Genomic DNA, 18,207 nt, shown 5'->3' with positions numbered 1-18,207 from the left:
TAAGATGTTTTACAACTACATAGATGAAAAATTTATTACAAATCTTTTAAAAAAGAAAAAGATTGAAAATTGCAATGAAATTCTAAGTGAAATTGAGAAATCGGTAAAAGATGTTGTTACGACAAAAATAAAAGAATATCAAAATAAAAATAGAATTAAAAAAAACGATGAAACAAAAATAAAATATAGAGCAATAGAAGCACTAAGCAAAGAACAAATCAAGACACTCCCAAGTTGGGTAAAAGATGATATAGAAAAAGCTTATGTTCTAGGCGAAAGTAAAAATGTAGTTATAACAAGCGATGGTAAAAAATATAGCTTACAAAATAAATTAAACGACCTTAGCGGCGGCGAATGGACTTATTTTTTAAATTCAGTAATCTCAACAAAATATTTAACAAATGGCGATGATAGTTATGCCCATCACATAAGAAAAATACACCCATCGCCAAAACCACCACAGTTAATGAGAGATATAATTAAGTTTTTTACAAAAGAGAATGAACTTGTTTTTGATTTTTTTGCAGGTGTTGGCGGAACATTGCTTGGAGCTAGTCTATGCAATAGAAAAGCTGTTGGAATTGATTTGAACCAAAAATATATCAACGCATATCAAGAAGCAAATAAATATCTTAATTTAGAAGAGCAAATATTTATTTGTGGAGATAGTTTAAAAATTTTAAAAGATGAAAAACAGATAAATAAAATTTTTAATAACAATAAAGCTTCGTTAATATTGATTGACCCGCCTTATGGCGATATGATGGCTAAAAATAAAACTGGCGAAGCTATGAAAAAAGGCAAGGATACTTCCCCAACACCCTTTACTAATATGGAAGTGGATTTAGGAAATATGGATTGGGGTAAATTTATATTGAATTTTAAGGAAAGTGTAAAAGATAGTTTAAAATTTTTGAAAGAAAAAGGACATATTGTTGTTTTTATAAAAGATATGCAACCAAACAAAGAAAACGCAAATTTACTTCACGCAGATGTGATAAATGAATTAAATTCTCTAAAAAACCTTAAATATTTAGGAACTAAAATTTGGGCAGATTTAAATGTAAATCTATATCCTTATGGCTATCCATTTGCATTCGTTGCAAATCAAATTCATCAATATATTATGGTTTTCAGAAAGGAAAAAGCGTGAAAAGTAGTAATTTATGGATATTAACAGAGGAAAGACCAAAACGAGATGTGTTATTTAACATAATTAAGAAATTTGCTGATGATAATGGAATTTCTTTTTTTGTAGAACAAAATCTATTTATTGTGCCTATTTTAAATATAAATGGAGATTTCAGCTTTGAATATAAAATATTAGGAGTTCATTCTGCTGTTATAAAAAATGTATTTTTATTTGTAGTATCTGGAAATTCTAGCTTTACGGATTTTTTAATTTTTTACCAAGATAATATACCTAATCCCTTACAAGATATACCGCTTTACGCTATTGAGGAAACAAAAACGAGCGATTACGAGAGTAGAAATACAGGTGTTTTTCAAAGAGCTTCTAAGTTTGTGTTTATTGATTTGTATTATAAAGATATTAAAAAAATAATGCTCTATTCTATAAGGATAGGGCAAGATAAAAATCCAACGCTTACAAACATATTTGGCTCAAAATGCTTAGCAACACTTGGTGTTCAAATTTTAGGAAAATCATTAGATGATTGTGCAATATCGCCATTTGTTAGTATTGATGAACTCATAAATTTTAAAAATTCTATGAGACTGCCGCCAAGAGGTAATATACCTATTCTAATTAGCAAATCAGAAAATAAAATCACAATTTCAGGTAGGTTGGAAAAAGGTGGCTCATTGTCTCATGACCCTAATATAGGTGCTTTAAGTTTAATATCGGCTACACTTAGAGCTTTGGGCTATGTGGGCAAAATAGAAATAACTTCGCACAATCTTTCACAAAATCAAGTTGGCAGAGGTAACAAGTTTGTTTCAATAGCAAATTTGCTTGATATTTCGTTAGAGAACATTAATTTGCCAACAATACAAAACAATGATAGTTATTGGAACTATGAAATGCAAGGCGAAAAAATAGCTACAATATTTTTGCATTTAGTTGTAGAGGAATTTACAAGAGCAAGAGCTATATATGAAAATCACGCAGGTTGCGAAAGGGGTTATTTTATAACTCAAAATAATGAAAATTTGACTGTTGAAAAATATGAAAATAGAGATGAATACAAAAATGGTAACGAAAATGCAAGAATTTTTATACCCGATTTGGTATTGGCAGACTTTGATAGGGAACAGATAATAAATATTGAAGGCAAAAAATTCATAAAGGTTCAATGCGGTATAGACGAGCTAGAAAACTATGATGCTTTTGAAAATTTATACATCAAAAAGCATTATGAAGATTATGAAATTATAAGAACAGTTGTATTGTTTGGTGGAGAAATTGATGAAATATCAAATTTGAGTTTTCCTAAGATAAATTTTAATGACATACCAAAAATAGGTTTTGTTCTAACAAAAAATGGTAAGACAATTTTACAAATACACTCTCCAAAAATTTTTGGAGAAGCGATTTTTCATTTGCGTACATATTATGGATTAAATTAATTCTAAAATTTTCATAAAAATAAATCTTTTATGTATTCATCTGTGTCAATTTTAGCTATTTGCATTATAAATTACAAATTTGATTTTGGTTTTCAGCCAAAAAAAAGTAATATTAGGCTAAAATCTCAACTTTTAAAGGGGCATTAGCTCAGCTGGGAGAGCACAACGCTGGCAGCGTTGGGGTCAGCGGTTCGAACCCGCTATGCTCCACCATAGGTTCCGTAGCTCAGTTGGTAGAGCACTACCTTGACATGGTAGTGGTCGTTGGTTCAAGTCCAATCGGAGCCACCATATTATATTCCATTGATTTTCTCTTGTTTTTAAAAATATCTCTTTAATTACCATAAATAAGTCATTCCAATGCTTTTTGATTTCAATTAATTTCTTCTATGTTATAATTATTTCTGGTTAATTAAGGTTCTCAAAGTCCAATAGGGTTTTTTAAAGTAAAATGATAGCAAATATAGCAAAACAAAGCTTATAAGATAAAGATATTAGAAATTTAAAACCTAGCAATAAACGATACAAAAAAGCCGTAGGCAATCCAAAAGAACATACCCAAGTGGCATAAAAACTTTTAATATCAAAATTAATGATAGATGTATAAAATTAAAAGAATTTAGAGAAAACATTCATGGTGTGGTAGAAGCAAGGAAAGAAGCTATTAGTTTCCTAAAAGCATTGCAGGATAACAAGGATATACAAACGCTAAAAAATGGGGATAAAAAGTATAAATTTAAAAATCTTTTTGCTATTTATATGGAGCAAAAACACAAAAAATATCTAAGCGAAAACTATATTAAAAAAATTATTCAAATGAGTGAAAAATATCTTTTGTCTAGTTTAGGTGATTTAAATGTAAAAAATATAAAATACGCTGTATATTTAATGATCTACCATCTAAATAATCCCTATACAAGCCGATTAGAAACGATATTTGCAAGGTGTTTTTAAAATTGCTTTAAAAGATAGGTATTTAGACTTTGACCCAAATAGTAATTTAAAAGATGAATTTATTTCTCCAAAGAGATTTCAAAATAGACATAACATTGATACCAGATATTCAGCACTCACTTGTACTAAAGATTTAGCAAATTTTATTCAAGATTTAAAAAATGGAAAAACAAACTAAAAAGAGCCTTGTATTTACAAATTCTTAGCTTTTAATACTGCTAGTGCAAAATGGGAACACATATATTTTGAAAAACAAATTTGGACTATACCAGCAAACGAAACAAAAATAGCACACAATATTCCGTTTACCAATTTAATGATAGAAATTTTAAAAGAACAATATTTATTCAGTAGAAAAATTAGTGTTTTTATTTTTCCGGCCATAACCCATATAAATAGGGATAGCATAGGAAAAGCAATTAAAAACTTAGGGGCAAAAAATAAATGGCACAAAAAGCAAGTTCTCACGGATTTAGAGCGACTTTTAGAACTATCTGTTCTCAACACAAAGCAGAGCTTTTAAAACTAAATATTAACGAAGAAGTTATTAAAAGTGTTTTAGCACACAAAGAACTTAATCAAATAAAATTTCCTTATGAGAGAGAAAAAGCCACAATAGTATAAAAGCGAGAGTTATTACAATGGTATGAAAATTATCTCAATAATCTAGAACATTTAGTACTATAAAAACTCTCTCGACTTCTGTTCTTTGGTTTGAAAAATAGTTCTTGTTTTTGGTGTTAAATTCTTTTAATTTTGCTTTAAAATCCTTTGCAAATTTGTTTTATTGCGGTATGACATTATCAATAGGACGAATAAAATTGCGGTCATTAAACTCTCGGCGAAGCTGACCCCGTTCGCCCCTATCCTGTCTTTCTTCATATTCGGTTTCAGAATAAATAGTCAAAAGTCTGTTAATATTTTCATTATTTTTTATAAATTCTCTACTACCATGTCTTATTACACTTTCATCATTGGCTTTAACTTTCCAAGTAAAGTTTTTAGTTCTTTTATCAATATCAGGCTTTACATTCTTAGCTATTTTAGGAAAAGAAAGCATTTCTTGTGTGCTTACCATTCCCCTTAAATTTGGATTGTCTAAATGTTTTCTTATTTCTTTTTCCATAAAGTCTTTTTGGTTATTTACAAAGCGGGTTCTCTTGTTCAATAGTTTTGAAAGCTTAATAGCTTGAAGGTTTTTTTGAAATCTATCTTTTAAAGAACCAAGATAGATTTCATCATCGCTTATAAAATCTAATTTTTATCCAGATTTGAGGCTTCTTCTTTCATATCCATCATTTCTTGAAATAAAGGAGAATAAATTTGGGGCTCTATCGCTATGTATTGATTGAGATTGATTTGTTTTTCTGCTAGTATTTCCATATCTATTAGCCCCTGTTCTCTCTTCTTGTTTGCTTCTTTGCTCTCCAAGATTGCTAATTCCATTTGTGTCTGTGGTAATGCTAGTGTCATTAAGTCCGACATTCCTAGACTCTTGATTGTGTTGGGATAAAACTCCGTCCATCTTTCTAGTATTATCAGGCTGTATTATGGAATTTTCTTGTCTATCCACGCTTGTGTATTTGATGAAATGCTAGTTCGTTCAGTGCTACCTGTAATTTCTCTATGTTTGGATAATTCTCTGTTCTGTTGCCCATTTTCTTCTCCTTGTGAAAATTCTAATTCGATTAAGTCAAATTCGCTTCTACTTTTTTATATAGCAAACGCACCTAAAAATTAACTTGACTAATTCATTATTTAATTAATTCTAAAATATCTCTTTCTTTATCGAGTTCAAGTTGCCTAGAATAATAAAAATATTTAGCTAAAACCAAAATTCCTATATGAAATTCTTTTTTCTTATCTAAAAATTTCTTGATATATTGATGAGCGTTGTTGATGATTTCTAGGGCATCTTTTGGATAATTTTAAAATGTTCTAGGAGTGCGGGTAAATTCTCATTGTCAATTAAAGCAAAATGATAATTTGGCTTCAAAGTCCCTTCCATAAACCAAGTTTCACAAGTCATTTTTGGAGCTAAAACTAAAGAATTAGAATTCATTGCCCATTTTAAATTACTCGCCACATCATTGCCTTCTAAGGAAATGATGAATTTATATTTCATTTGCCCTTTTTTGCTTAAAAAATTTTTTCTCCACGCCTTAGCTTGTTTTGAAGTATCTCCTATATCGCAAAATGCTTTGTTAAAGTATGAATGAAAAAATTCTTTTCTGTGTTCTTGATAGACAGCACCCCTAAAAATCGCTATATCTTTTTTATTTTCATAGCTTGTATTGTCTTTTATAAAACGAAAATGTCTATTTTTGTCAAGTTTTAATAAAATATTATTTGTATTGTTTTCTAGGGGTCTTGATTTGCAAATAGTCGCTTCTTTAAAAGCGTGTCTTACATCGCCAAATACTTTATTCCATAAAAATTTGTCTTTAAAATATTTACTGATTTCATAAGCATCATAAGCATAAGAAGTATCTTTAAAAGGCAATTTTCCTATCTTTTCTTTCTCTTTGGGTATAAAAAATTCATTAATTTTATTATAATACTTAACTCGACCTTGTATTTCTTCTAGTTCTTTGGCATTGTATTTTAAAATATCGTTAAAAATTTTATGTAAATTCATTTGAAAAAAATATCTCGGTATGAAAGATATTCCTATTCCTTTTAAATTCATAAATAATCTTGATTGCAACATTATAAAATTCCTAAGTGAAAAATTTTAATAATGTTTTTTATCAAAAAAAAAACAAAGAGTTACAAATAAAATTTTTTGGCAAAATAGTAGCGTTTTGGATATTTAAATGGCAGACAGGAAGGGATTTGAACCCTCGAAAGCTTGCACTTTACACGCGTTCCAGGCGTGCTCCTTCAACCGCTCGGACACCTGTCTATGAAAAGCTTTATTATATCTATAAAAGCTTTAAAAATAAATTTAAAAAATGAGATAAATTTTTAAAAATCAAGAAAATTTTTAGTAAAAAGTAGTATAATTATGTTTTTCTTTCTAGTCAGGGTAGCTCAGCTGGTTAGAGCGCTGGTCTCATAAGCCGGAGGTCGGGAGTTCAAGTCTCCCCCTTGACACCATCTGTAACTTAAACTTTCTTTAATTGTGATTTAAGACTTTAATTTATGGAATTCTATTAAATTATAGTTCTAATAAAATAATGTTTTGATAAACCATACAAAGGATTTTTATGAATAGAAGAGCTTTTTTGGGTATGAGTTCGCTTTTGCTCTTGGGTTTTGGTAAGCAAAAGTTAAAGGCGAATAACCACGCACTTTACACACCACAAGTTATTTTTACAAGTGGAGTAAATGGAGGCATACCTAATTCTAAATTTCCCCTGTTGTTTTATAGCTCAGTCATTCCTAAGGATGTAAAAGATAGAGCGGATTATTTAGAGAATTTATTTACGCAAAATTCATGGCAATGTGCTTGGCGTTATCAAATTTTTTCTTTTCATCATTTTCACTCTAAAGCACATGAATGTGTAGCGTGTTTTGTAGGAAATGCACAATTACAAATAGGCGGAGAAGGTGGAAAAATCATCGATGTAGGTATAGGCGATGTTTTAATTATACCTGCTGGAGTTGGACACAAACAAGTAAAAGCAAGTAGTGATTTTTGTATGGTGGGTGCATATCCCATCAATCAGCGTGCCGATGTGTGTCGTGATGACATTGCCTATCTTGCAACTGCACAAGCAAATATCGCTAAAGTTGCTATGCCAAATACCGACCCACTTAATGCTAAAACAGGGGGTTTAATCAATTTATGGAAACAGAGTTAAACTTCTTAAAATCTTATTAGAATTTATCTTGATTTTAGCAAAATATAATCAAAAAATATTATTATTTTGTAAAAATTTAAGGTATTTAGTATGGAATTTAGTTTTAATCAAATTTTAATTGCTATGGCTTTGACACTTTTTGCGGGTTTTTCTACAACCATAGGTTCGGTAATTGCCTTTTTTTCAAGAAAAGATGATTATCGTATGCTTTCTTTTGGATTGGGTTTTTCAACAGGCATTATGCTTTATATTTCTTTTATGGAGCTTTTACCTTTGGCTTTTAAGGATTTTACGCGTTATTATAACTCCAGTAATGGCGAATTACTTGCTATTTTGTGTTTTTTTATAGGCATAGGAATTTCTTTGGCTATCGATAAACTCATACCACGAGATGTTAATCCTCACGAACCAAGAGAAGATTATACCGAGATTAAATTTTGTTCCTTGCTTGAAAAAATAGAAAAACCAGTTTTAAAACCTAGCACAACAGCACTCAAACGCACAGGAATTTTCACAGCCATAGCCATAGCTACGCATAATTTTCCTGAGGGCTTTGCTACCTTTGTTTCAAGCATAGAAAATTTAAGCTTGGGTGTAGCCATAGCCATAGCTGTGGCTATTCACAATATCCCTGAAGGTTTGGCTGTATCTTTGCCGATTTATCACGCTACGGGTGATAAGAAAAAGGCTTTTATTTATTCTACTTTATCGGGTTTTGCTGAACCTTTAGGGGCAATTGTAGGGGTTTTAATTTTACTGCCTTTTATGAATGAATTTATTTTAGCGATTAGCTTTGCTGTGGTGGCGGGGATTATGGTTTTTGTCTCTCTTGATGAGCTTTTGCCTACGGCAAAGACCTATGATAAGGCTCATGATAGTCTTTATGGGCTTATAGCAGGAATGGGCGTGATGGCTTTAAGCCTTTGGCTTTTGGGCTAGGATTTAGCGTAATTTTTTAATACTCCATAGACACACAAGCATCGTTAATGCCATCAGTATAAAAAATAAAGCTTCATAGCCCAATGCTTTTCTTATGGGTGTGGTAATGAGTGGGGATATGAGTTGCCCGATAAACATAGAACTAGCTAGCACACTATAGGCTCTTGCACGCATAAAGGCGGGAGCTTTGGCAAAGAGTAGGGCGGAGTTATTTGTCATTATCAGGCCACCTGCCATACCAAAAACAAAAAGAGCGCAAAAAGTAAGTATGGTATTTTGCCACATTCCAAGCAGAGCAAAAACTATTAACTCTATACCAAATGCTATGATATAAATTTTATGCGTATTTAATTTAGCTACCACCTTGCTATACAAGAAGCAAAATAGACCATAGCTTATAATAGGCACAGCCAGAGCTAAGCCAGAAAGTCTGCTTGATAGTCCAAGCACATCAGCGATATAGTGCGGAAATTCCACAGGCACGAGATAATATACAAAACTCATAAAAAAGCCCACAAAATACAAAGGCACAAAGGGCAGGAAATCTCTCCACGAGACCTTTACAGAGCTTGTGTGCGTGGGCTGTGAGAGGTATTTATGGGTGCGTGGCTCAAAGAGTTTCCATACACAAAGAGTAAAAATCACAATTCCCACGCCATATATTCCAAATACCCATCTCCAGCCTAGCCCCACGACTAGTCCTGCTATCATTGTCATACCTGCCCCACCTAGTGCCATTACAAAGCCTTGCATTCCTAGTGCCTTCTCACGCCTACCTGCTCCTAGCATATAATAATCTCCTAGCAAGGCACTCGCTCCTGTGGTAATAAAGGCAGTGGCTACACCCAAAACACAACGCGAAATGATTAAGGCATAAATGCTCTCACTTAGTCCCCCAGCAAGTCCGGAAAGTATCCATACCACCATCGCAGGATAGATAAATTTAAGCCGTCCATATCTATCCATAAGCATACCCGCAATAGGAGCTAGTAGTAGCACAAAAAGAGCAGGGATAGTCATACTTAAGCCCGTTAGCACTTCAATATGGGGAGTGGAATTAAAGTGCTTGGCAATAGTAGGCAGGGCAGGAGCTATGAGAATAGGTCCTAGCATAGTCATGAGTGTTGCACTAAAGAGAGCCATTTTAAAGCTTATCCTATCGGTAAGTGCTATAAGCTTTCGTTCTAGACGGTTAAACTCATTCATTGTCCCATTCCTTTATGATGCGGGCTTTAGTATGAGTAGGACATTTATATTTATGGTGTTACTCATCACGCTCCAGCTTTCCATTTTAAAATCCTTTTTGACATCGACACTGCCTTGCAAACGCAAGGTGTAGCCTTCTTGGGTAGGGGTTAGTGTGCTTGTAAGGACTACATCTTTGCTTACACCGTGTGCGTTAAGTGTGCCTAGCACCTTGCCTGTTGTGCTTTGCCCTAATGCTTCATAGTTTTTCATCACAAAGCTTATAATGGGGAATTTATCGCCTTCAAGTAGGCTTTCTCCGCGTATATTTTCATCACGCGTCTTGTTGCCACTATCTACGGAATTAACTTCTATTTCGCCACTTAGCTTTTCTATACGACCATCAGTTATGGATACTTCGCCTTTATAGCGTATAAAAGTTCCTTCAACTCCTATGAATAAAAATTTGCTTCCTTTAAAGCCTATATGAGATTGGGGCATTATGTGATACTCTTGTGCGTTTGCAAAGCTTAGTGTAATAAGCATAAGTAAAAAGAAATTTAGAAATGGTTTTTTGTGAGAAGTTGTCATTGTTTTTCCTTTAATTTTTGTAGTAATTCTTGTGCGAGAGCCTTGCTTTTATTCTGTGTGGGCTCTGCTTGTTCGCAAGCTTTAACTGCTTTAAATAGTAGCTCTTGTAGTTGTGCCATACCTTTGGCTCCTAGGCTTTGTAATAAAATTTCATTATGCACTTCAAGCATAAGCTCATAGCTTTTTTGTGCTATTTCCTCGCCTTTTTTACTAAGACTTATAAGATTTTCGCGGCGATTGTTGGGATTTTGCTTACGCTTTACAAGTCCTAAGGCTTCTAAATCATCTAGCCGCATACGCACATAGTTTTTATCGCTTTGAGAGTAGGCACAAAGCTCGTTTTGTGAGTATTCTTGAGTAAGGCAACGCCAAAGTATTCCCGCGTGTTTGTGCGTGAGTGGGGCAATCAGTGCGTCAAATTTGGGTGCTATGTGATTACGCAAAGTTGTAGCAAGAAAGCCTATGCAAGCATAAATATCACATTCTTGTTTATTGTTTGACATATTTTTCCTTTTAAATTAAATTCACTATAAATTATAGTAATTAAAAATGAATATTAGCGAAGTAAGGCAAAAAAGTCAATATTGGGTGTAAATTTTATTGGGTGTAAATTTCTTAAAAATTTGAAGATGCAATTAAAAACTTAAGTAAAAATTATATTTTTGTTTTTGGAGTTTTGAAATTTTATCGGTTTGTTGGGAATTTTTATGGTGTAAATTAAGTAGGCAAAATCAAGCTTATATATCGTTAAAATGGTTTATTTTCAAGCACATAACTATCATTTTTTATTCTCATTTTTTAAAACATAAATGATACCGCCAAGTCCTATAATCACAACGACTGCTATAAAAATAAGCTCAAAAATATCTAGTGCGTTCATTGTTCTTTTGCCCTTTCTTTAAGTTGTCCGCAAGCCGCTGAAATATCAAGCCCCTTGCTTTCTCTTATAGTGCAAGTTATGCCTTTGTGGCTCAGTAAATCTTGGAATTTTATCGCATTTTCTAAGCTAGGTCTTTTATATGGGCTGCCTTGATGGGGGTTAAAAAGTATTAAATTTACCTTAGCTTTAATACCCTTTAAGAGTTTGACTAATTCTTTGGCGTGTTCGAGTTTGTCATTAATGCCATCGATTAAAAGATATTCAAACATAAGCCTTTTTCTTTGGTTTATGGGAAAATCCCGCACCGCATCCATAATGGCTGCTATATTATAAGCCTTATTTATAGGCATAAGCTCGGTGCGAAGCTCATCATTGACAGCGTGTAGTGAGATGGCAAGTAAAACGCCCAAATTCATTTGTCCTAATTCTTTGATTTGTTTGGCTAGACCGCTGGTGCTGATGGTTTGACGGCGGGGACTTATGGCAAGTCCTTCATTTTGTGAAAGAATTTTCACAGCCTTAGCCACATTTTTAAGATTATCTAAAGGCTCGCCCATACCCATATAGACTATATTCACACGGCGTTCATAGGGGATATGATTTTGCTTTTTTATCCACAAAATTTGTCCCACTATTTCCCCCGCACTCAAATTGCGTTTCAAACCTCCCTTAGCCGTGAGACAAAAGCTACAACCACTTTTACAACCCACTTGAGAAGAAACACAGATGGTATATCTTGCGTGAGAAATTCTCTTACCTTTTTCATCTAGTTTTTCTTCTTTCATAGGCAAAAGCACGCTTTCCACTCTTAAACCATCAATGAGTTCAAAAAGATATTTTATGCTTCCATCTTTACTTTGCTCATTTTTAACACATTTTATGGGAGAAAAATGAAAAGTTTGAGCAAGTTCCAAACGCAAATCTTTTGGCAAACTTGACATATCAGAAAAATTATCGGCGTATTTTTGATAAATCCATTGATAAATTTGTTTCACACGAAACATTGGCTTAATTTTTTCTTCTAATTCTTCGGGTAAAAAATCCAAAATATTAACAAGTTCTTTCAAAATTATTTCCTAAATATAATGATGTTTTTTTAAATATTCTTCTAATTTTTCTTTTGCTTTTGAGTGATTTTTCATAAAATCCTTATGGGCATTTTCATCGCAAAAATTTGTCGCACACAAAATACACTCTGCTTCTATGTCTAAATTTTTAGCCACACTTAAGACAGAAAAGGCTTCCATATTTTCTGCAAAAAAGCCTAAATTGGCAAATTCTTTTGCCGCTTTTGAATTTTGACAAATATAATTAGAAGAATTGATTTTGATTGTTTCACAAGAAACATTTTCTCTTTCTAGGCAAATTTCATATTTTGCAGGAGTATAAAAAGTATGTGAAATTTTAGAAAATTCTATATTAAAAGCGTGAGAGCTTTTGTAAATTTCTAAAATTTCTCCTTTGTCATAAAGCCCACAAGTCCCTATAAATACTAGCTTTAAAGGCTTTTCTTTTAAGCAAAGTTCTGCTAAATGAAATGCCGATTCCACTAAGCCTATGCCTATGGCTTTTGCAAAAGAAAAATTTTCATTTCCACCCGCACAAACAATCATTTTATTCCTTGGTAAAATTTTATAAAAAATAATTCTACCTAAAAAGACTTAATTAAGAATTTTTAGTTAAAATTATCCCTTATGGTTAAAGCAAAAAAACAATACGGACAAAATTTTTTAATCGATAAAAGCGTATTAGCAAAAATCATCCAAGCCATACCCAAAGAAACGAAAAATATCATTGAGATTGGGCCTGGCTTAGGTGATTTAACGCAAGAACTTTTAAAAATTTCTCAAGTAAAAGCTTATGAAATCGATAATGAACTCATAGCTATTTTAAAAAAGAAATTTCAAAAAGAACTTGAATGTGGAAGCTTGAATTTAATCCATCAGGATATAAGCAAGGCTTTTTGCTCTAGTCTTGATGAAAAGCCCTATTTTTTGGTTGCAAATTTGCCTTATTATCTTGCAAGCTTTATTATACTCAAAGCCTTAGAAGATAAGAAATGCTTGGGGCTTGTTGTGATGGTGCAAAAAGAAATGGCTGAAAAATTTTGTGCTGAAGAAGGAGCTAGTCAATTTTCTTCTTTAGGTGTTTTAAGTGCAATGATTTGCGAAAGAAAATTACTTTTTGATGTCCATCCTCAGTGCTTTAATCCACCGCCAAAAGTTATGTCAGCGGTGATGCGTTTGATTAAAATCAAGGAATTTGACGAGCTTTGCGATTTAGAAAATTTCAAAAATTTTCTAAAAGATTGTTTTAAAGCTCCTAGGAAGCAACTCTTAGGAAATTTAAAAACACATAAGGCTAAAGTTTTAGAACTTTTAAACACTCTTAATTTGGAAGAAAGCATTAGACCACATCAAGTTTGCGTTGATGCATACCTTAAAATTTATGACAAATTAAAGGATGAATATGGACGAAAACAAAGAGCTTAATAATAACGAGCAAAACCCAAACTCAACTTCAAAAAATAATAAACGCTATAAGTATAAAAATCGCAGGAAAAAATTAGCCGATTCTTTACAAAACGAAAATGATACTTCAAAAGCTAATGTAAATTTAAACAAAGAAAATACCGAGAACACAGAGTATAAAAGCGATAAGAAAAAGAAAAAAAATCGCAATCTTCCTTCTAAACTCACAGGCACTGAAGATTGGCAAATCGCTTTAGCTGAGTGCATAGAGGCTAACCGTGTTTCACATGAAACTAGGCTTTATCCTTTAAAATACAATAATTCTAGCGAACATAAAATTCGTATCACTCCTTTAGGAGGCTTAGGGGAAATTGGCGGAAATATGAGTGTTTTTGAGACCAATAAAGACGCAATTATTATTGACATTGGTATGAGTTTCCCTGATGGAACGATGCACGGGGTGGATATTATCATTCCTGATTTTGATTATATTCGAAAGATAAGGGACAAGATAAGGGGGGTTATCATTACTCACGCTCATGAAGACCATATCGGTGCCGTGCCTTATTTCTTTAAAGAATTTCAATTTCCTATATATGCTACGCCTTTGGCTTTAGGGATGATTTCAAACAAATTTGAAGAACACGGCTTAAAAGCCGAACGCAAATGGTTTCGCCCTGTGGAGAAACGCCGTGTTTATGAAATAGGGGAATTTGATATAGAGTGGATACATATCACGCATTCTATCATCGATGCTTCAGCACTTGCGATTAAAACAAAAGCAGGAACTATCATTCATACAGGGGATTTTAAAATCGACCAAACCCCCATTGATGGCTATCCCAGCGATTTAAACCGCTTGGCGCAATACGGCGAAGAAGGAGTGCTATGTCTTTTAAGCGATAGCACAAATTCCTATAAAGAAGGTTATACCAAGAGTGAAAGCTCGGTAGGTCCTACTTTTGAGCAAATTTTTTCCCAAACTAAGGGTAGGGTGATAATGAGTACCTTTAGTTCTAATATCCACCGCGTTTATCAAGCCATCACTTATGGTTTAAAATACGGCAGAAAGGTTTGTGTTATCGGTCGTTCTATGGAAAGAAATCTCTATACCACTATGGAATTAGGCTATATTAAGCTGGATAAAAAGATTTTCATAGACCCCGATGAGGTAAGTAAATATAAAGACAATGAAGTTTTAATCGTAACCACTGGAAGTCAAGGCGAAACGATGAGTGCGCTTTACAGAATGGCAACAGATGAACATAAATTTATCAAGATAAAACCAACAGACCAAATCATCATTTCAGCTAAAGCCATACCGGGAAATGAGGCAAGCGTTTCTGCGGTGCTGGATTATCTTTTAAAAGCAGGAGCTAAAGTGGCTTACCAAGAATTTAGCGAAATTCATGTAAGCGGTCATGCTAGTATAGAAGAGCAAAAGCTTATGCTAACCCTGACTAAACCTAAATTTTTCTTGCCTGTTCATGGCGAATACAATCACATCACTAAGCATAAAGAAACAGCGATGAAATGCGGAGTGCCTGAGAGGAATATCTACCTTATGAGTGATGGGGACCAAGTCGAGCTTTGTCAAAAATATGTCAAGCGAGTAAAAACGGTTAAAACGGGCAAGGTTTTTGTGGATAATCAAATCAACAAACAAATCGCTGATGATGTGGTTATAGATAGACAAAAACTAGCCGATAGTGGTATAGTTGTCATTATCGCACAGCTTGATAAGCTTAGCAAAACTCTTATTCATAAACCAAGAGTATTTAGTTATGGACTTGTAGCCGATAAACATGACCACGCTTTTGGCAAGGATATGGCTGAAGTTCTAAGCATATTTTTCACTAATGCTAAGGATGAATGGTTCAATGACCCACGCTTTTTAGAAAATCAAATCCGTCAAGTTTTAAGAAAGCATATCTTTAGAAAGATTAAAAAATACCCAACCATAGTGCCGACTATATTTATAATGTAAAAAAGGGCAAAAACGCCCTTTTTAAGGAAAATAAAATGAGAATTAATAAATTTATATCTCACAATACACCTTATTCACGCCGCGAGGCTGATGAACTTATCAAACAAGGCTTGGTAAAAATAAATAACAAAATAGCTCTTTTAAGTGATGAAGTTAAATTAGATGATAAGGTCTTTCTTAAGAGCAAAAGAGTACAAAAAAGAACGCAATTTAGCGTGATTATCTATCATAAACAAAGGGGTGAAATTGTCAGCAAAAAGGATGATAGAGGAAGAAAAACCATATATGATACCTTGCCAAAACAATTTAGCACTTGGCTTAGTGTGGGTAGGCTTGATTATACAAGCGAGGGCTTGCTTTTGCTTACAGATTCGCCCGTGATTGCCGATGCTTTAATGCATAGCGATTTAGAAAGAGAATATTATCTTAAGATTAAGGGCACAATAAGCAAACAAGTCATAGAAGCGATGCAAAATGGGCTTGAGATTAAAAACGAAAAAAAAGGCGCCCACGCAAAAACGAAAATCACTTCTATGAGTTTTGCTCCTTTTATAGACTTTGAAATTTTTGGAGCAAGTGGGGGTTATACTAAGCTTAAAGTGCTTATAAATGAGGGTAAAAATAGAGAACTCAGACGCTTTTTTGGGCATTTTGATTTGGAAGTCGTGGGTTTAAAGCGTGTTGCTTTTGGAGTCTTAGAACTTGGTATGTTAAAAGCAGGGAAACATCGCTATTTAGAAAGGGGAGAATATGAAAAATTAAGAGCTTTTTTAAAATTTAATGAAATAAGATATTGATTGTTATATGTAAAAATTTAAAAAATAATGATATTTTTTAAATTCTAAAAATTCTACTTTTATCCTTTTTAAAAGGAAAATAATATAAAAATTTCATCAAATTCCTTGACTTTAGAAACAAGATTTTATATACTCTCATTTCAATTTTTACAAAATGGGTTAGTTTGAAGACTAACGAGTTCTTTTTAAAGGAAATATTATGGAAAGAATTAGGCTTAAGCTAAAAGCTTATGACCATCGAGTACTAGACAGGACAGTTGCAGCCATTGTAGAAGCTGTTAAAAGAACAGGTGCGGATATTAGAGGTCCCATACCTATGCCTACTAAAATCAAACGCTATACAGTTTTAAAATCTCCACACATTAACAAAGATTCTCGTGAGCAGTTTGAGATAAGAATTCACGCGCGTATGCTAGATATAGTAGCAGCGACTCCAGACACGGTTGATTCTTTAACTAAGCTTGATTTGGCGCCAGAAGTAAGCGTTGAAGTAAGAGCTATGGGTAAATAAGTCGGTCGGGTAATAAGGATAAGATATGGAATATATTGTAGAAAAAATCGGAATGAGTAGAACAATTACTAATCCAAGTATCGCTGTAACTTTACTAAGAGTTGTAAATGCAAAGGTATGTGAAGTTGAAAGCGGTAAAGCTTTGGTAGCCTATCCAAAAGGCAAAACAAGCAATAAATGTATCGCAGGACAACAAAAAAAATACAATCTTTCTGCACAATACAATAGATTTGCGACTTTAGAAGTAGCAAACACCGAAGCAGGGGATTTAGATGAAACTCCATTAAACGAAGCAAAAATTTTGAAAGTGAGCTTTAATACTAAGGGTAGAGGTTATAGCGGTGTTATGAAAAGACACAATTTCGCAGGGGGTCCGGCAAGTCATGGTTCAAGATTTCACAGACGCCACGGATCTATTGGTAATAGAGAATGGCCGGGTCGCGTTCAACCGGGTATGAAAATGGCAGGACATTATGGCAACACTAAAGTAAGCGTTAAAAATGAAGTTATATCTTATGATGCTGAAAATAAAATTTTAGTTCTTAAGGGTGCAGTGCCGGGCTATAATGGTGCTATGGGTAAAATAAGGATTGCAAAATGAGTAAAGTAGTTGTTTTAAATGATAAATTAGAAAAAGCAGGTGAGCTTGAGCTACCTTCAAAATATGCAGAAGTAAATCCACACAATCTTTATTTGTATGTAAAATCTTACCTTGCGAGCTTAAGAGCAAACACAGCACATACTAAAGGCAGAAGTGATGTAAGTGGAGGGGGTAAAAAACCTTGGAGACAAAAGGGTCGTGGCGGTGCTAGAGCGGGTTCAACCAGAACGAATGTTTGGGTAGGCGGCGCGGTTGCTTTTGGTCCAAAAAATGAAAGAAATTACTTCCAAAAAGTAAATAAAAAGCAAAAAAGATTAGCACTTGAGAGAGCTTTAGCCGATAAAGCAGCTAAGGGTGCATTGTTTAGTGTAGATTCTTTGGCTATTGAGAGCGGAAAAACTAAAGATGCAAACGCTGTGATTAAAAAGCTTGGGCTTAAAGATGCTTTAATTGTTAAAGATTTACTAGATGAAAAAACACTTTTAGCTTACAGAAATTTGGCAAATTGCTATGTAGTGGATGTAAGTGAAGTAAATGCTTATTTAGTATCTGTATTTAATGCTGTTATTGTGGAAAAATCAGCATTAGAATCTATTACAAAAGAGGGATAATTATGGCAGATATTACTGATATAAAGACTATACTTTACACAGAAAAAAGTTTGAATTTGCAAGAGCAGGGTGTCGTAGTTATTCAAACTTCGCCAAAAATGACTAAAACAGGTTTAAAGGCTGTTTTAAAAGAATATTTTGGTGTAACTCCAAAAAGCATCAATTCTTTAAGAATGGATGGAAAAATTAAGCGTTTTAGAGGTCGTTTAGGTCAAAGAAACGATTATAAAAAATTCTATGTTAAGCTACCTGAAGGTGTTAGCTTAGAAAATACGGAGGCTTAAG

The 18,207-nt window shown here is 33.3% G+C and carries 20 protein-coding genes, 4 tRNA genes and 1 pseudogene; 15 read left to right on the top strand and 10 right to left on the bottom strand.

The features are described 5' to 3' along the window. Positions 1–4 precede the first annotated feature (4 nt). From ACLL8X_RS05315 to ACLL8X_RS05295, 5 genes are all read left to right on the top strand, one after another. Positions 5–1,153 carry a DNA methyltransferase gene (locus ACLL8X_RS05315; protein ID WP_411989882.1) on the top strand — a complete coding sequence of 383 codons (1,149 nt, stop codon included), beginning with the start codon at positions 5–7 and terminating at the stop codon, positions 1,151–1,153. Further along, positions 1,150–2,589: a hypothetical protein gene (locus ACLL8X_RS05310; RefSeq protein ID WP_411989881.1), complete on the top strand. Its 1,440-nt coding sequence runs from the start codon at positions 1,150–1,152 to the stop codon at positions 2,587–2,589. Before ACLL8X_RS05315 ends, ACLL8X_RS05310 begins: the two co-directional genes overlap by 4 nt. Before the next feature lie 137 nt (positions 2,590–2,726). Continuing rightward, positions 2,727–2,802: transfer RNA gene (locus ACLL8X_RS05305), tRNA-Ala, on the top strand. A gap of 2 nt (positions 2,803–2,804) precedes the next feature. Beyond that, a tRNA-Val gene (locus tag ACLL8X_RS05300) sits at positions 2,805–2,880 on the top strand. A gap of 1,107 nt (positions 2,881–3,987) precedes the next feature. Continuing rightward, positions 3,988–4,167 (top strand): hypothetical protein, encoded by a 180-nt coding sequence (locus ACLL8X_RS05295; protein WP_411989880.1) that lies wholly within the window; start codon positions 3,988–3,990, stop codon positions 4,165–4,167. Positions 4,168–4,327: 160 nt separating this feature from the next. Here the strand turns inward: ACLL8X_RS05295 and ACLL8X_RS05290 are convergent, their stop codons facing one another. The 4 genes and pseudogenes from ACLL8X_RS05290 to ACLL8X_RS05275 all read right to left on the bottom strand — a co-directional run bounded on the left by ACLL8X_RS05290 (position 4,328) and on the right by ACLL8X_RS05275 (position 6,448). Continuing rightward, positions 4,328–4,669, bottom strand: coding sequence for a hypothetical protein (locus ACLL8X_RS05290; RefSeq protein WP_411989953.1), 342 nt, complete (start codon positions 4,667–4,669; stop codon positions 4,328–4,330). Between the two features lie 6 nt (positions 4,670–4,675). Continuing rightward, positions 4,676–5,232 (bottom strand): annotated as a pseudogene (locus tag ACLL8X_RS05285) (hypothetical protein); the annotation flags it as partial. A 217-nt stretch (positions 5,233–5,449) separates the two neighbouring features. After that, the gene (locus ACLL8X_RS05280; RefSeq protein WP_411989879.1) at positions 5,450–6,232 is read right to left on the bottom strand and encodes a lipopolysaccharide biosynthesis protein; all 783 of its coding nucleotides are present in this window, start codon (positions 6,230–6,232) and stop codon (positions 5,450–5,452) included. A 128-nt stretch (positions 6,233–6,360) separates the two neighbouring features. Next, a tRNA-Ser gene (locus tag ACLL8X_RS05275) sits at positions 6,361–6,448 on the bottom strand. A 117-nt stretch (positions 6,449–6,565) separates the two neighbouring features. On the opposite strand from ACLL8X_RS05275, the gene ACLL8X_RS05270 reads away from it, so the two are divergent. The 3 genes from ACLL8X_RS05270 (at position 6,566) to zupT (ending at position 8,288) form a co-directional block, all read left to right on the top strand. Then, a tRNA-Met gene (locus ACLL8X_RS05270) sits at positions 6,566–6,642 on the top strand. Between the two features lie 110 nt (positions 6,643–6,752). Further along, a complete protein-coding gene (locus tag ACLL8X_RS05265; RefSeq protein ID WP_411989878.1) occupies positions 6,753–7,349 on the top strand; it encodes a hypothetical protein in 597 nt (198 codons plus the stop codon). A gap of 90 nt (positions 7,350–7,439) precedes the next feature. Continuing rightward, positions 7,440–8,288, top strand: a complete 849-nt coding sequence (zupT, locus tag ACLL8X_RS05260; RefSeq protein WP_411989877.1) for a zinc transporter ZupT — start codon at positions 7,440–7,442, stop codon at positions 8,286–8,288. 3 nt (positions 8,289–8,291) lie between these two features. Here the strand turns inward: zupT and ACLL8X_RS05255 are convergent, their stop codons facing one another. The 6 genes from ACLL8X_RS05255 to ACLL8X_RS05230 all read right to left on the bottom strand — a co-directional run bounded on the left by ACLL8X_RS05255 (position 8,292) and on the right by ACLL8X_RS05230 (position 12,557). Beyond that, positions 8,292–9,494: an MFS transporter gene (locus ACLL8X_RS05255; protein ID WP_411989876.1), complete on the bottom strand. Its 1,203-nt coding sequence runs from the start codon at positions 9,492–9,494 to the stop codon at positions 8,292–8,294. 12 nt (positions 9,495–9,506) lie between these two features. Further along, positions 9,507–10,064: a YceI family protein gene (locus tag ACLL8X_RS05250; RefSeq protein ID WP_411989875.1), complete on the bottom strand. Its 558-nt coding sequence runs from the start codon at positions 10,062–10,064 to the stop codon at positions 9,507–9,509. Next, positions 10,061–10,567, bottom strand: a complete 507-nt coding sequence (locus ACLL8X_RS05245) for a MarR family winged helix-turn-helix transcriptional regulator (RefSeq protein ID WP_411989874.1) — start codon at positions 10,565–10,567, stop codon at positions 10,061–10,063. The genes ACLL8X_RS05250 and ACLL8X_RS05245 overlap by 4 nt, the downstream gene beginning before the upstream one ends. A 275-nt stretch (positions 10,568–10,842) precedes the next feature. Further along, positions 10,843–10,944 (bottom strand): hypothetical protein, encoded by a 102-nt coding sequence (locus ACLL8X_RS05240; RefSeq protein WP_411989873.1) that lies wholly within the window; start codon positions 10,942–10,944, stop codon positions 10,843–10,845. Then, positions 10,941–12,011, bottom strand: a complete 1,071-nt coding sequence (rlmN, locus tag ACLL8X_RS05235; RefSeq protein ID WP_411989872.1) for a dual-specificity RNA methyltransferase RlmN — start codon at positions 12,009–12,011, stop codon at positions 10,941–10,943. Before rlmN ends, ACLL8X_RS05240 begins: the two co-directional genes overlap by 4 nt. A 9-nt stretch (positions 12,012–12,020) precedes the next feature. Beyond that, a complete protein-coding gene (locus ACLL8X_RS05230) occupies positions 12,021–12,557 on the bottom strand; it encodes a purine-nucleoside phosphorylase (RefSeq protein WP_411989871.1) in 537 nt (178 codons plus the stop codon). Positions 12,558–12,638: 81 nt separating this feature from the next. Here ACLL8X_RS05230 and rsmA point away from each other — a divergent pair, with 81 nt between their 5' ends. From rsmA to ACLL8X_RS05195, 7 genes are all read left to right on the top strand, one after another. Continuing rightward, positions 12,639–13,436 carry a 16S rRNA (adenine(1518)-N(6)/adenine(1519)-N(6))-dimethyltransferase RsmA gene (rsmA, locus tag ACLL8X_RS05225; RefSeq protein WP_411989870.1) on the top strand — a complete coding sequence of 266 codons (798 nt, stop codon included), beginning with the start codon at positions 12,639–12,641 and terminating at the stop codon, positions 13,434–13,436. Beyond that, a complete protein-coding gene (locus tag ACLL8X_RS05220) occupies positions 13,408–15,402 on the top strand; it encodes a ribonuclease J (protein ID WP_411989869.1) in 1,995 nt (664 codons plus the stop codon). The genes rsmA and ACLL8X_RS05220 overlap by 29 nt, the downstream gene beginning before the upstream one ends. A 35-nt stretch (positions 15,403–15,437) precedes the next feature. Further along, positions 15,438–16,199, top strand: coding sequence for a pseudouridine synthase (locus tag ACLL8X_RS05215; protein WP_411989868.1), 762 nt, complete (start codon positions 15,438–15,440; stop codon positions 16,197–16,199). A gap of 199 nt (positions 16,200–16,398) precedes the next feature. Continuing rightward, positions 16,399–16,710, top strand: coding sequence for a 30S ribosomal protein S10 (gene rpsJ, locus ACLL8X_RS05210; RefSeq protein ID WP_002779353.1), 312 nt, complete (start codon positions 16,399–16,401; stop codon positions 16,708–16,710). A gap of 25 nt (positions 16,711–16,735) precedes the next feature. After that, complete coding sequence (gene rplC, locus ACLL8X_RS05205; protein WP_411989867.1) at positions 16,736–17,311, top strand: 50S ribosomal protein L3; 576 nt, start codon at positions 16,736–16,738, stop codon at positions 17,309–17,311. Next, positions 17,308–17,922, top strand: a complete 615-nt coding sequence (rplD, locus tag ACLL8X_RS05200) for a 50S ribosomal protein L4 (RefSeq protein ID WP_411989866.1) — start codon at positions 17,308–17,310, stop codon at positions 17,920–17,922. The genes rplC and rplD overlap by 4 nt, the downstream gene beginning before the upstream one ends. 2 nt (positions 17,923–17,924) lie before the next feature. Further along, positions 17,925–18,206 carry a 50S ribosomal protein L23 gene (locus tag ACLL8X_RS05195; protein WP_052802682.1) on the top strand — a complete coding sequence of 94 codons (282 nt, stop codon included), beginning with the start codon at positions 17,925–17,927 and terminating at the stop codon, positions 18,204–18,206. The last annotated feature ends 1 nt before the right edge of the window (position 18,207 follow it).

The organism is Campylobacter parajejuni (genome assembly GCF_046764905.1).
Lineage (GTDB): Bacteria > Campylobacterota > Campylobacteria > Campylobacterales > Campylobacteraceae > Campylobacter_D.
The sequence above is the reverse complement of the archived record's forward strand: the minus strand, read 5'-3'. Positions and strand labels throughout refer to the sequence as shown.

Bases quoted from the DNA above. Each gene is read 5' to 3' on its own strand.
- ACLL8X_RS05255 (WP_411989876.1), bottom strand. From the start codon at position 9,494: ATGAATGAGTTTAACCGTCTAGAACGAAAGCTTATAGCACTTACCGAT.
- ACLL8X_RS05220 (WP_411989869.1), top strand. From the start codon at position 13,408: ATGAATATGGACGAAAACAAAGAGCTTAATAATAACGAGCAAAACCCA.
- ACLL8X_RS05240 (WP_411989873.1), bottom strand. From the start codon at position 10,944: ATGAACGCACTAGATATTTTTGAGCTTATTTTTATAGCAGTCGTTGTG.
- ACLL8X_RS05215 (WP_411989868.1), top strand. From the start codon at position 15,438: ATGAGAATTAATAAATTTATATCTCACAATACACCTTATTCACGCCGC.
- ACLL8X_RS05265 (WP_411989878.1), top strand. From the start codon at position 6,753: ATGAATAGAAGAGCTTTTTTGGGTATGAGTTCGCTTTTGCTCTTGGGT.
- ACLL8X_RS05280 (WP_411989879.1), bottom strand. From the start codon at position 6,232: ATGAATTTAAAAGGAATAGGAATATCTTTCATACCGAGATATTTTTTT.
- zupT (WP_411989877.1), top strand. From the start codon at position 7,440: ATGGAATTTAGTTTTAATCAAATTTTAATTGCTATGGCTTTGACACTT.
- ACLL8X_RS05315 (WP_411989882.1), top strand. From the start codon at position 5: ATGTTTTACAACTACATAGATGAAAAATTTATTACAAATCTTTTAAAA.
- ACLL8X_RS05290 (WP_411989953.1), bottom strand. From the start codon at position 4,669: ATGGAAAAAGAAATAAGAAAACATTTAGACAATCCAAATTTAAGGGGA.
- rplC (WP_411989867.1), top strand. From the start codon at position 16,736: ATGGAATATATTGTAGAAAAAATCGGAATGAGTAGAACAATTACTAAT.
- rsmA (WP_411989870.1), top strand. From the start codon at position 12,639: ATGGTTAAAGCAAAAAAACAATACGGACAAAATTTTTTAATCGATAAA.
- rplD (WP_411989866.1), top strand. From the start codon at position 17,308: ATGAGTAAAGTAGTTGTTTTAAATGATAAATTAGAAAAAGCAGGTGAG.
- ACLL8X_RS05250 (WP_411989875.1), bottom strand. From the start codon at position 10,064: ATGACAACTTCTCACAAAAAACCATTTCTAAATTTCTTTTTACTTATG.
- ACLL8X_RS05195 (WP_052802682.1), top strand. From the start codon at position 17,925: ATGGCAGATATTACTGATATAAAGACTATACTTTACACAGAAAAAAGT.
- ACLL8X_RS05295 (WP_411989880.1), top strand. From the start codon at position 3,988: ATGGCACAAAAAGCAAGTTCTCACGGATTTAGAGCGACTTTTAGAACT.
- ACLL8X_RS05245 (WP_411989874.1), bottom strand. From the start codon at position 10,567: ATGTCAAACAATAAACAAGAATGTGATATTTATGCTTGCATAGGCTTT.
- ACLL8X_RS05230 (WP_411989871.1), bottom strand. From the start codon at position 12,557: ATGATTGTTTGTGCGGGTGGAAATGAAAATTTTTCTTTTGCAAAAGCC.
- rpsJ (WP_002779353.1), top strand. From the start codon at position 16,399: ATGGAAAGAATTAGGCTTAAGCTAAAAGCTTATGACCATCGAGTACTA.